The 12,289-nt window shown below is 48.3% G+C and carries 12 protein-coding genes; 3 read left to right on the top strand and 9 right to left on the bottom strand.

What is annotated here, in order from left to right; all coding sequences use genetic code 11:
• Nucleotides 1-80: 80 nt before the first annotated feature.
• From BZJ17_RS12930 to ccoN, 8 genes are all read right to left on the bottom strand, one after another.
• A complete protein-coding gene (locus BZJ17_RS12930) occupies nt 81-755 on the bottom strand; it encodes a sulfite exporter TauE/SafE family protein (protein ID WP_077640995.1) in 675 nt (224 codons plus the stop codon).
• Nucleotides 756-766: 11 nt separating this feature from the next.
• The gene (gene ccoS / locus BZJ17_RS12925) at nt 767-973 is read right to left on the bottom strand and encodes a cbb3-type cytochrome oxidase assembly protein CcoS (RefSeq protein WP_077640994.1); all 207 of its coding nucleotides are present in this window, start codon (nt 971-973) and stop codon (nt 767-769) included.
• A 9-nt stretch (nt 974-982) separates the two neighbouring features.
• A complete protein-coding gene (locus BZJ17_RS12920) occupies nt 983-3,355 on the bottom strand; it encodes a heavy metal translocating P-type ATPase (protein WP_077640993.1) in 2,373 nt (790 codons plus the stop codon).
• Between the two features lie 2 nt (nt 3,356-3,357).
• The gene (locus BZJ17_RS12915; protein ID WP_077640992.1) at nt 3,358-3,843 is read right to left on the bottom strand and encodes a FixH family protein; all 486 of its coding nucleotides are present in this window, start codon (nt 3,841-3,843) and stop codon (nt 3,358-3,360) included.
• A 70-nt stretch (nt 3,844-3,913) separates the two neighbouring features.
• Nucleotides 3,914-4,894, bottom strand: a complete 981-nt coding sequence (gene ccoP / locus BZJ17_RS12910) for a cytochrome-c oxidase, cbb3-type subunit III (RefSeq protein ID WP_077456155.1) — start codon at nt 4,892-4,894, stop codon at nt 3,914-3,916.
• Nucleotides 4,891-5,070 carry a cbb3-type cytochrome c oxidase subunit 3 gene (locus tag BZJ17_RS12905; RefSeq protein ID WP_077456156.1) on the bottom strand — a complete coding sequence of 60 codons (180 nt, stop codon included), beginning with the start codon at nt 5,068-5,070 and terminating at the stop codon, nt 4,891-4,893. Before BZJ17_RS12905 ends, ccoP begins: the two co-directional genes overlap by 4 nt.
• A gap of 14 nt (nt 5,071-5,084) precedes the next feature.
• A complete protein-coding gene (gene ccoO, locus BZJ17_RS12900) occupies nt 5,085-5,696 on the bottom strand; it encodes a cytochrome-c oxidase, cbb3-type subunit II (RefSeq protein WP_069587701.1) in 612 nt (203 codons plus the stop codon).
• Nucleotides 5,697-5,709: 13 nt separating this feature from the next.
• Complete coding sequence (gene ccoN, locus BZJ17_RS12895; protein WP_077456158.1) at nt 5,710-7,137, bottom strand: cytochrome-c oxidase, cbb3-type subunit I; 1,428 nt, start codon at nt 7,135-7,137, stop codon at nt 5,710-5,712.
• Nucleotides 7,138-7,415: 278 nt separating this feature from the next.
• On the opposite strand from ccoN, the gene BZJ17_RS12890 reads away from it, so the two are divergent.
• Nucleotides 7,416-7,838, top strand: coding sequence for a hypothetical protein (locus BZJ17_RS12890; RefSeq protein ID WP_077640991.1), 423 nt, complete (start codon nt 7,416-7,418; stop codon nt 7,836-7,838).
• An 84-nt stretch (nt 7,839-7,922) separates the two neighbouring features.
• Here BZJ17_RS12890 and BZJ17_RS12885 read toward each other — a convergent pair whose 3' ends face one another.
• Nucleotides 7,923-8,471, bottom strand: coding sequence for a hypothetical protein (locus BZJ17_RS12885; RefSeq protein WP_077640990.1), 549 nt, complete (start codon nt 8,469-8,471; stop codon nt 7,923-7,925).
• Nucleotides 8,472-8,617: 146 nt separating this feature from the next.
• Between BZJ17_RS12885 and BZJ17_RS12880 the strand changes: the two genes are divergently transcribed.
• Together BZJ17_RS12880 and BZJ17_RS12875 are read left to right on the top strand one after the other, a co-directional pair.
• Nucleotides 8,618-9,808 carry an FIST N-terminal domain-containing protein gene (locus BZJ17_RS12880; protein WP_077640989.1) on the top strand — a complete coding sequence of 397 codons (1,191 nt, stop codon included), beginning with the start codon at nt 8,618-8,620 and terminating at the stop codon, nt 9,806-9,808.
• 2 nt (nt 9,809-9,810) lie between these two features.
• Nucleotides 9,811-11,934, top strand: a complete 2,124-nt coding sequence (locus tag BZJ17_RS12875) for an ATP-binding protein (RefSeq protein WP_077640988.1) — start codon at nt 9,811-9,813, stop codon at nt 11,932-11,934.
• Nucleotides 11,935-12,289 lie beyond the last annotated feature (355 nt).

Here is a 12,289-nt window from a genome sequence, read left to right as displayed (position 1 = left end):
CACCTGCCTGAAATAAAAAACGTCGTTAGTAATATTACACCATCATGGCGTGCTTGGTCGACCTTATCCTTAAGGTCTATCTACAAAAGTAACTTTAATGCCCCATACGCTGTGTAAACCCCATACAATGCCATCAATGTGGCACATGTCAAACGTATTAGGCGATTATTGAGTATGGGTTTGATCCGCTCCGCAAGTGCACCCACGGTGATCATCGCGGGTAGAGTACCGAGACCAAAGCCAAACATAATCAGGGCACCTCCTGATGCGCTACCTGCAACTGCTGACCAACTGAGTGCAGAGTATACGAGTCCACAGGGTAACCAGCCCCAGAGTAAGCCAAATGGAAGTGCATAGGTTGGTGATTTGAGCGGTAATAACTTAGAGGAAAGTGGAGAGACGCTCTGCCACAATTTGCCACCAACCCGCTCGATATAACTTAAGCCATTCCAGATATGTGCCAGATAAGCCGCAAGCAACAGCATCATCACAGCAGCAAAAAGGCGTAGTACAGCCAGCTGATGGGTGAGATCACTCATGGCAAGAATAGAGGCAACTGCACCGCCAATCAGTGCACCTGCAATGGTGTAGGAGGTTATGCGTCCAAGGTTATACAAAAGTAGGTAGGGCCATTTCGCTTTATGCTTGGGGATACCGAGTGACATTGCTGCCGCCACACCACCACACATCCCAATGCAATGCCCGGCACCGACCAAACCAATGACGAAGGCGCCAATAAAATCAACGTTAGTCATACAAGGCTCGTTTAGGGATGTTTAGATGAGTGCTGGTTGTCGGTTTCGTTTTCGTTACGCTGCGCATTTTTCTCTGGCTCTTCCTCATCAAATAGGATTGATGAGCCTTGGCGTTCTAAATCTTCAAATTGATCGGACTTCACCGCCCAAATAAACACCACAGCAGCCACACAGACCAGCATGATGGCAATTGGGATCAGAATATAAAGGCTGGCCATAAGATTTCCTTATTTTCGGTTGAGCAGACGGAGTGAATTCGATACCACAATAATGGAACTTGCTGACATGCCTACCACGGCAACATAAGGCGCGACAAACCCCATTACTGCAAGGGGAAGAATGGTGACATTGTACCCTAAAGCCCATGCGAGGTTTTCGGCAATGATACGGCGTGTGCGACGCGCGAGTTGTCTCGCCGTAAGCAGTTTTTCTAGATCATCGCTCAGTAACACCATATCGGCGGAGGCTTTAGCGATGTCGGTACCGCCACCCATCGCCACCGATAGGTGGGCACCTGCAAGTACAGGGGCATCATTGACACCATCACCGACCATTAATGTAATCGTATCGCTTGAAAGCTCCTGAAGATACGCCAGTTTTCCTTGTGGCGATACGCCTGATATCACAGTTTCAATGCCAAGCTGGTTTGCGACCATGTCGGCATTGGTAGATTGATCGCCTGTGAGCATGGTGGTTTGAATGCCTGCGTGTTTGAACGCAGCAATTAAGGATGCACTGCTATCACGAATTGGGTCATTGAGCGAGAAGGCGGCAATGGGCTTACCATCACAGGAGAGCACGACTGGGTAATGGCTAAACGCTGTCTCTGTGGTGGTCAGCGCAAAATCCGGCTTGCCGATCCGCCAATGTTGTCCGTTAATTGTGCCGCTGATACCCAGCCCAATGTGATTATCTGCGTCAACGACGTCATAATACGCTAAGGCTCTCAACTGAAAAGCGTAGGCAATCGGGTGGTTGGCAAACGCTTCTAAGCTGGCGGCAATGACCAGTACGTTTTGTTCATCATATTCAGGGTTGAGGATCGCGACATCACTGATCTCAATCTTACCTTCTGTCAGGGTACCCGTCTTGTCGACAACCAACCGATTGACTTTCGTTAACGTCTCCAGCACATGACTGCGGCGTAACATAATACCGAGCTGACCAAAGGTTGAGGTTGAGCAGGTTAATGCGGTCGGTGTTGCTAAAGACAGCGCACATGGGCAGGTCGCCACCAACACTGACAGCATGATCCAAAATGCATCGTCAGGTCGCTCAAAATGCCAATATAACCACGTTGAGGCGGAGATAAGTAAAATAGCGGCGACAAAATAGCGGGCAATTTTGTCCGCGAGGACAGCGACTTTTGGCTTCGCCATTTGTGCTTCATCTTGTAGGCGAACAATGTTAGCAACTAATGACTCTTTATGATTGGCTGTCACTTCAAGGTCGACGTTACCTTCAACATTCATGGTCCCCGCGTAAACAACGTCTCCCTCTTGTTTCATTTGCGGCAGTGACTCGCCGGTGAGCATTGCTTCATCAACTGAGGTTGTGCCGGTTAGTACCACACCATCGGCAGGGAAAGGCTCACCTGGCAACACGCGTATTTTTTCTCCGACCGAGAGGCTATTAGCAGGCACTGCTTCACCATCAAGATAACGTGCCATTTTCGGTACCAGCTTGAGCAAATTTGCACTCGCGGCCGCCGCTGTGCGTCTTGCCCGCATTTCCAGAAAACGCCCCAGCAGTAAGAAGAAGGTAAACATCGCGACCGATTCGAAGAAGACTTCCCCTTTACCGGTAACGGTCGCGTACAAACTTGAAAAATAGGCAAAGAGCAGGGCGATAGAAACGGGCACATCCATACCCAGTGTACGTGCTTTTAAGTTTCGCCACGCATTGGTGTAAAACGGAAGCGCGGAGTAAAGCAGCACGGGAGTCGCAAAGATAAGGCTTATCCAACGGAAATAGTTTCGGAAGGTTTCATCCATATCGCCAAAGACTTCAAAGTACATTGCCACGGCAAGCATCATCACTTGCATGGTAGCGAGGCCTGCAATCCCTAGACGATAGAGATATTGCTTCATATTGCGGTGGTATTGCTGCTCTTGCTTATCCGCTTCAAACGGCGCAGCTTTGTAACCGAGTTGGTGAATGTGTGTAAGAATAGTGCTGAGTGATGTTTGGGTTTGATCCCAACGCACAGTCGCACGGTTCGTGGTTGTATTGACTTGGATATGCGTTACGCCTTTGGCGCGCTGCAATTGCTTTTCAATCAACCATGCACAAGCCGCACATGACACACCGTCTAGTGACAGTGTCACTTCTTTTTGTTCCGCGAGGTCGCGAACAAATTCACGTTGAACATCTTCATTGTCATATAGCGACAGTGATTTGAGCTCTTCCGGCACGAGGTCGGCTTTGTCTGCTTGGGTGGTTCGATATTGATAATAAGAACTCAAACCACTGTCTACAATAGTGGTTGCCACTGCTTGGCAACCGGGACAGCACATTAGACGAGGTTGATCAAAGATCACAACTTGATAGGTGTCGCCAGTCAAAACTGGCTCACCACAGTGATAACAGGAGTGGGTCATGATTACTGCTTACCGCTTAGTGTCCAATCACTTGAGAGAGGGAAATTTACCCGTCCGTTTACCTTCCAACTATCGTCAAACGACGAGATCTCAACAAACCACGGCCCCTCAATTGGCTCTGCAAGATCAATATGATAAATGCCCGCTTGGTTCGGATTCACCATCGCATTGATGTCTTTCCGCTCTAGCGTGCGGTGTTGGACATGTACCCGAAGGGTTGGGAAACGTTCAAGTTCGCCTTTATTGAGCGCAATACGTAATGCGTCCGGCGTCGTCGATAGACTCGCGGAAACCCCTTTTTGAGCCGCCACACGAAGTTTAGAAAGGTCGATGTTAATTGCTTTCCCTTTTTTATAATAATCTTCAGCCACAAGCGACACTGAGTTCAATGAGAACACTGTCACTGTGAGCAAACTGGCGACAACAACAGAAGCGGGAAGCGCGATAAGGAACCAAGGCCAGAACTGCTTGTACCAGGGCTTTATCATGGGGAACACCTTTGCTTGAGCGTTAAAAAAAAGCCCCTGCGGAACAGGGGCCATGTTCACACGTAAGTGCTTATTTTACTTCAGGGTTACTCAAACGCCATACATAAGCAGAGAGCAACTGAATTTTTTCTTCACCGAGGATATCTTTCCACGCAGGCATCACACCTTGGCGACCGTAGCGGATAGTGTCTTCAACTGCACGGCGAGAGCCACCGTATAGCCAGACGTTATCGGTGAGGTCTGGTGCGCCGAAGGCAGGGTTACCTTTACCATCTGTACCATGACATGCAGCACAGACAACAAAGCGCGTCTTACCTTTTGCGGCCATTTGCGCGTCAACCTTACGACCAGAAAGACTCAAGGCATAGGCAGCGACTTCTTTTACGCCGTCTTCACCCATGGTGTCTAACCACGCTGGCATATTACCTTGGCGGCCGTGCATCAAGGTTGCCTTGATGGTTTGAGGCTCACCGCCGTATAACCAAGCGTCGTCGGTCAGGTTAGGGAAGCCCGCTTGGCCACGCGCATCAGAACCGTGGCATTGCGCACAGTTTTGAATAAACAAACGTTGACCAACCTTTAAGGCTTCTTCGTTATCCGCAATTTGCGTAATAGGGCGAAGCGTTTTCCCGTCTTCTTGGTAAGCAAGCTTACGGAAGGCTTCACCGAACACTTTGTCTGCGGCTTCTAGTTCCATCGCGTACTGGTTGATGTGCTGCGCTTCTTGCGCTTTCGCCATCAATTCACGCGACTCCTCGACACTTCTTATATCCTGATAAGAACTTTTCCAACCTAGAACGCCGGCAAAGTTACCTAAACCTGGATACAAGATTAGATACCCAATCCCAAACACTAACGTGGCCCAAAACATGTAAGACCACCACTTGGGAAGTGGGTTATTCAGCTCACGAATACCGTCGTAGTCGTGACCCATATCATCCCCTTCGGCAACACCCATCTTATCTTTGGTCGTCCAAATGATAAGGGCTGCACACCCTGCAATGGTGCCGAGTACGATGATTGTTACAAAGAGACTCCAAAACGTACTCATTCGCGATTATCTCCTGTCTTGTCTTTGGACTTATCCTGGTCCTCATCGGCGAACACCAGATTGGCCGCATCATCAAAGTGCTTTTTGCGACCTTTGCTGTAAGCCCAAATAACGATCCCAATGAAGCTAACAAATAGGACTACTGTCCAAATACTATGAAAGGTGCCGATATCCATAGGCCCTCCTTTTTTTACTTCATTGCATGACCGAGTGACTGAAGATATGCAATCAGTGCTTCGATCTCTGTTTTACCTTCAACTGATGCCTTCGCATTCGCGATGTCCTCATCGGTATATGGCACACCGAATTGGTCACGGAACAGCTTCAACTTAGCAGCAGTGGTTTTCCCATCTAGCTTGTTTTCAGCAAGCCAAGGGAAACCTGGCATGTTTGATTCAGGCACTACGTCACGCGGGTTAATCAAGTGGACACGATGCCATTCATCAGAATAGCGGCCACCCACACGTGCAAGGTCAGGACCTGTACGCTTCGAACCCCATAAGAACGGGTGTTCCCAAACACTTTCACCAGCCACTGCGTAATGGCCATAACGCTCTGTTTCTGCGCGGAAAGGGCGCACCATTTGGCTATGACAAACAGTACAGCCTTCGCGCACATAAATGTCGCGTCCTTCCATCTCTAATGCTGTGTACGGACGAAGGTTATCTACCGGTTCAGTGGTTTGCTTTTGATAGATCAGCGGGGTGATCTCGACCAGCGCACCAAAACTGATTGCAACGATAATTAAAATCGCAAGCAGACCGGTATTTTTTTCAACGATTTCGTGGCGATTGGCACTCATTTATTCGTTCTCCTTATACCGCAGGCTCAAGCGACTTCAAGCTAGCTTCTGGCGCACGAATCGTTTTGTACGCGTTATAAGCCATCAGGAACATCCCTGAGAGGAAGATTGCACCGCCGATAAAGCGGACGAAATAGAACGGATATGAGGCCTCTAGTGATTCCACAAAACTGTAGGTGAGGGTGCCGTCAGTGTTCACTGCACGCCACATCAGACCTTGCATCACACCAGAAATCCACATTGCCACGATGTACAGAACAGTACCAATAGTAGCGAGCCAGAAATGGACGTTAACCAGTGATACGGAGTACATACGCTCTTGGCCAAACAGTTTTGGAATGAGGTGGTAAATGGAACCGATCGATACCATCGCAACCCAACCCAAAGCACCAGAATGCACATGCCCAATGGTCCAATCGGTGTAGTGCGACAATGCGTTGACCGTTTTAATTGACATCATTGGGCCTTCGAACGTCGACATGCCGTAGAACGACAAAGAAACGATCAAGAAGCGCAAGATTGGATCATAACGCAGTTTATGCCATGCACCAGACAGGGTCATAATACCGTTGATCATACCCCCCCAAGATGGAGCAAACAGGATCAGCGACATCACCATACCCAACGACTGGGTCCAGTCAGGCAGTGCTGTATAGTGGAGGTGGTGAGGCCCCGCCCAGATATACAGTGAGATAAGTGCCCAGAAGTGAACAATAGACAGGCGATATGAGTACACTGGACGACCTGCTTGCTTAGGCACAAAGTAGTACATCATACCTAGGAAGCCAGCCGTCAGTAGGAAACCTACCGCGTTGTGTCCATACCACCACTGCACCATGGCGTCGACGGCGCCGGCGTAGATAGAGTAGGACTTCATCGGTGAAACGGGGATCGCCATGCTGTTAACAATATGCAGTACAGCAATGGTCAGGATAAAGGCACCGAAGAACCAGTTCGCAACATAGATATGAGAGGTCTTACGCTTAATCAGTGTTCCAAAGAACACAATGGCGTATGCCACCCATACAACAGCAATAGCGAGGTCAATTGGCCACTCTAGCTCTGCGTACTCTTTCGAGGTGGTATATCCCATAGGCAGCGAGATTGCTGCGGCGATAATAATGGCTTGCCAGCCCCAGAAGGTAAACTCTGCTAACTTTCCTCCGAATAACCGTGTTTGACACGTACGTTGCGCAACGTAGTAAGACGTTGCAAACAGCGCACTGGTACCGAATGCGAAGATCACTGCGTTAGTATGCAGTGGGCGCAAACGGCTGTAGGTCAAATACGGAATATCAAAGTTCAGCGCAGGCCACACCAACTGAGCGGCAATAAGTACACCTACTGCCATGCCCACAATACCCCACAAAATAGTTGTTAGGGTAAATAAGCGGACAACGCGGTAGTTGTAGTCTTGTTCAAGCTGCTTAACTTGGCTCATATTGCATGCTTCCACTTTTTGGTTAACTACACTCACGTTTGATACGGACGAAGCCTCCGCTTCGTCTTGTTACATACCATCCCAAAGCACATCATCCGTCGCGTACGGTTTTTAACCGCTTTGCTCGCTCCGTTGCTATTTCTTTGTAAAAATGGCATTTTCGGCCAGAATCATACTGTAGATAATGGGTGAAAAACAGGGGCTAACCCACACACTCAGTACGGCTTACCCCTCTTTCTTATAAAACTTTGACCTCTGTAACACGGAAAAACCTAACTATGGCAGCAGAAAAACTTACCAAAGGCCGACTCACGCAAATATTGGTGATGCTTACACTTTTAATCTCCGCGTTCATTTGGCGCACCCTTATCTATACGCCGGGACTTTCGAGTATAGACTGCGATGGTCGCCAAGGAGTTTGTGGCACATCACATTCCCCGAAATTGCTTAGCTATCAATGGCAAGAAGAAGGGGGTAATTTAAAATTCTCTTTAATATCAAAGACAAATCCACATGCTGCCTACTGGTTGGAAGATGGCGCACAGGCGCCGAAAGTCGCAGCATCGTCAGAAGAAACCCCAGAAGGCGTGCAACGAGTTTGGCAGTGGACATCAGAGACTCGGCCCGAGGGTCAAGACACGTTTGTGGTTGTCATTGATCAGTATCAATTCAACTTTAATTACCTAAAAAAGCCCAATTGATATGCGTGTAAATTCACTTTTTAAGGGATAGGTGTCGTATATTTACTAGAGTGGTATTTATCTAAAGACTTCTCTAATCCTTTTTTACAGTGATATTTCAAATGACTGATTATCAATGAATTTTGAATCTTCGCTTATTAGGAACCCAGTCAGAGATGACAAAACTTCGCACTTTTTACCTTCTAGTAACGACTCGTCATTCGTGTTAATTGTGTGATCCGACTTGAAAATGACTCTGTTAAAGCGTTTCACACATTCTGTATCGGGTTTGTGTGCGGGGCCATTTGGATTAAGTGATTGGAGCATGACAAAGGCGGGCTCGTGAATACAGGCCGCCATCAAGGGGAGCCAACCCACCGCAGACAAATAAGCCTCACCATGCTCAAGGAGTAAAACAGCACCATGGAGAGAGCCAAGTTGACGACCGCATTCTTCCAACACTCTTAGGGTCTCATTCGCCGAAGGTTGCGCTTCACGAAAGCGAGCACGAGGCTCATCCGCGACGATGTCCAATCCATTGGATACTCGATAATCGATAATGATGGGCGTAAAGCCTTTAGCAGCAAGTTGATGGGACAAAACGGCACCGAGTTTACAGGCCCCGCCTAGCAGGGCGATAGGTCGACAGTCCATGTTTTTCGTCTATCCATAATAAGGTTGAATTTAGGATACGCGAGATTAGGTGCAATTTCAGCCACCTAAAGCGATGAATTCAGCGCCTAAAGTGCGTATCATGACTATCCTTACTCATTAAGATATCATTAAAACATACGGGTTGTATGAAAATATCGACAGCACATACGCGACTGAGCGATGCCGACCAAGCGGCACACGCACTCGCTCGTACGCTTAAAGCACGATTAACTGCGCCGCAGCTCTTAATGGTGTACTTTACCGAGCAGTATGACGCCAACCAGCTCCGAGAGACACTAAATGAGCTATTTCCTGACGCTCAAGTAGTCGGCTGCTCAACCTGTTGTGGTGTAATGACACAGAGTGGTTATATAGAAGGGCCGTCTATTGCTATCTGGGCATGTAGTGATGAGAAAGGGTGCTACGGTTCAGCCTTGGTGCCGCACGAACCCCACCGTCAAGTCGCTGACTCCGCACGCATTGCTTTAAATCAGGCGATTGAAAATAGTGGCCGATGTGGCGAGTTACCAAAACTCATTGCACTCCATAGCACCCCAGGTGAAGAAGAACATACTTTGGCCGCCATTCGAGAAGAACTGGGAGTCGCGGTGCCGGTGATCGGTGGCTCAGCTGCCGCGGATAGTGTGCAAGGGCAATGGCGTGTCTTCGATAGCCAACGCACCGCAAATACAGGGGTTGCGATTAGTGTGTTTTATCCGTCCGCAAGAGTCAGCTACTCGTTTCATTCCGGCTACGCAGCTACTCAGCGCAGTGCAACAGTGACGGATGTAAGAGGGCGCCAATTGGTTAGTCTTGATCACCAGCCCGCGGCAGAGGTCTACAAAGCATGGTACGAGGCGGAAACCGGTATCGCCTTCGATACACAACAACCAGTGTTTACGCAATCCACATTGTATCCGTTGGGTACCCAAACTGGCACCATTCATGGTCTACCTTATTACACATTGGCCCATCCAATGGCATTTAATGAGCAAGGCCATTTAGAGCTATTCTCTCAGCTCGAAGTCGGTCAATCGGTGTATTTGATGTCTGGGACCAGCGAAGGATTAGTCGCGCGCGCTAGCCGAGTAGTGGAATCAGCCAATGATCATGCGTTGCGACAGCCTGAACCCTTAGGGGGATTAGCGATTTATTGTGCAGGATGCATGCTGCATGTCAAAGACAAGCTAGAGCAAGTCGCTCACAATATCAATATTGCGTTATACGATGCGCCTTTCGTTTGTCCGTTTACCTTTGGCGAGCAGGGTTTGTTCAAAGGTGGCGAGTTGTCTCACGGTAATTTAATGATCTCAGCTGTGCTATTTCACAAGGATTAATCATGGCGTCGCAACGACTCACTGCGTCTGCTCGCTCAGACTCAGAATCGCTCCAAGAAACATTGTTCGAACTCAGTCGCGTCGAGGCGAGAGAAAAGCGTCTGCGTGAAGAAAACGATGCCATCTTATCTGCGATTTCAGCAATGACAGAAGCGACGACGAAAACGGATATCTTTGCCTCGCTATTAGGTGTGATCCGTCGCTATGTCAGCTTTGATAGCGCCTTGGCCTTGAGCCGAAACCGAGAAACTGAAGACGCGTTCCGCTGCCTCGTAGCAACAGACAGTTCTTTGGAAACCGTGACTTGGCAAACGGGGGAAGTGTTTCGTCGTTGTGTCCGCGGTGAGACAGTCGCGATTTATAAGCCAGGATTGGTCAAAGAACTGCACTGTTTGACGCACCAGTACGCTGGATATATCAATGGAACAGCACTGATCAGCGGCCTGACTGTTAACGACAGTGAAGTGATGTTGGTGTTGTTGTCGCATCGACGCGATTCATTCAACGACGAAGCCCAGCAAGTGTTAGACAGATTTCGTCCATTAATCCAACGGACGATTATGGATATCGATTATCGTCACCGCCTGCATACGCTGGTTGGGATCCGCACCCAAGAGCTCAATGCAAGTCGTCAACGTTTTCAAGATTTTGCCCAAACAGCCAGTGATTGGTTTTGGGAATTAGACAACAGCTTTCATCTTACTTACCTTTCTTCGCCGTCAACCGATGCGGATATCGATCCGGAAGCGCTACTTAATAAAATTAAATCAGATACGGCGCTGAAAGCACGCTTAGAACGACTCATCCGTCACGAGAAAGCGTTCAGTGATATTGAATGGCATATGCGCGCTGGTACAAATGATTACTGGGTAAGTTTGTCGGGCCGTCCCTTTTATAATAAACGGGGAGAATTAGTGGGGTATCGTGGCACAGCCAAGGATATTACTACCACCAAGCGTCGTGTCGAAGAGCTACAACAAGCACGCCAACAAGCAGAGCTGGCCAATAATGCGAAGTCTCAATTTTTGGCGGTGATGAGTCATGAAATACGAACTCCGTTAAACGCGGTGCTGGGGCTGATTGACGCACTGCAACATTCTTCGCTTAACGCTGATCAAATGGCATGGGTAGGGCAGATGGATAAATCGGCTCAGTTGCTCTTAACGCTTATTAGTGATGTGCTTGATTTATCAAAAATTGAATCCAATCGCTTTTCTCTGTCTCCCTCCGTTATGCGCCCTAGTGACAGCGTCACAAATGTCTATCAGCAATTGGTCGATCGTGCCGATAAAAAACATATCTACTTATCCATGTCGGTTTCATCTGTGGTTCCAGAGACGATTTTTATGGATGAAAATCGCTTTACGCAGATATTACTGAACCTTATCGGTAACGCACTCAAATTTACTGATCGTGGTGGTGTCACCGTATCTCTTGATGCCGAGCAGCACACGTTGGTGTTATGGGTGAAAGATACCGGCATCGGTATCGAAGAAAATCAACTCGCGCGAATATTCGATCCCTTTACTCAAGCAGATGGCAGTATCACGCGCCGTTTCGGCGGAACAGGGTTAGGACTGTCTATCTGTAAAAAGCTGGTTGAAATGATGGGTGGGACCATCAGCGTGCAAAGCGAGCCAAACCAAGGAACAGATTTCTGTGTTCGTTTGCCCATCATTGCGCCTCCCGATGGCGCATTACCGCCGGAACAGCCAAAAACAGATGAAAATCATGATGATGTAGTGCCTCCGATGACGATTTTAGTGGCCGAAGACAGTCGCGCCAACCAAATGGTGGTGAGACTCATGCTGGAAAAGCAAGGTCATCGAGTCATTCTGGCATCCAACGGTGAAGAAGCCGTTCACCATATTCAGCAACACCTCGATGATTTTGATTTAGTGCTCATGGATATGTCGATGCCAGTGATGGACGGCATTGCCGCGACCAAGGCATTACGGATGGCAGGCTTTGACAAACCAATTATCGCGCTAACGGCTAACGCGATGGACGAAGACCGCCGTCGCTGCATTCAAGCGGGCATGAACGACTTCGTCACCAAACCGGTCAGAGCAGAAAGCCTCCATGCGCTGCTCAGTGACTACCAGCCCGGATTACATACCGAGTAACTCGCGCTAGCGATTGCGAGGTCTAATTACAATGAGTTGAATCGGTTTAGACCAAGTTGGGATAATCAGATTAAAAGAAGTAGTAATTAGCTATTTTATGGTAAATAGCCAATTACGTTTAATGGCACGGATGAAGTAGAGAAGCGTATGGTTAAGTGGCAGGCATACAATCAATCGGATACAATATTTAACATAATCTATATAATGCGCACTTGGTATCACTAGTTTTGACAATCAATACCAGATACTTGCCGTAACCTAGCCAAATGATACGTATAAGAGTCGTCATAGAGACGCACATCAGGAATACAAATCTGGCGAATGTAGCTCTTATCAATCTCAAACTTGCGAGCTA

The sequence above is a fragment of the Salinivibrio sp. IB574 genome (genome assembly GCF_001996205.1).
GTDB classification, from domain to species: Bacteria; Pseudomonadota; Gammaproteobacteria; order Enterobacterales; family Vibrionaceae; genus Salinivibrio; species Salinivibrio proteolyticus.
Note: the sequence above shows the minus strand (reverse complement) of the source record. Positions and strands in the feature narration are given on the sequence as shown.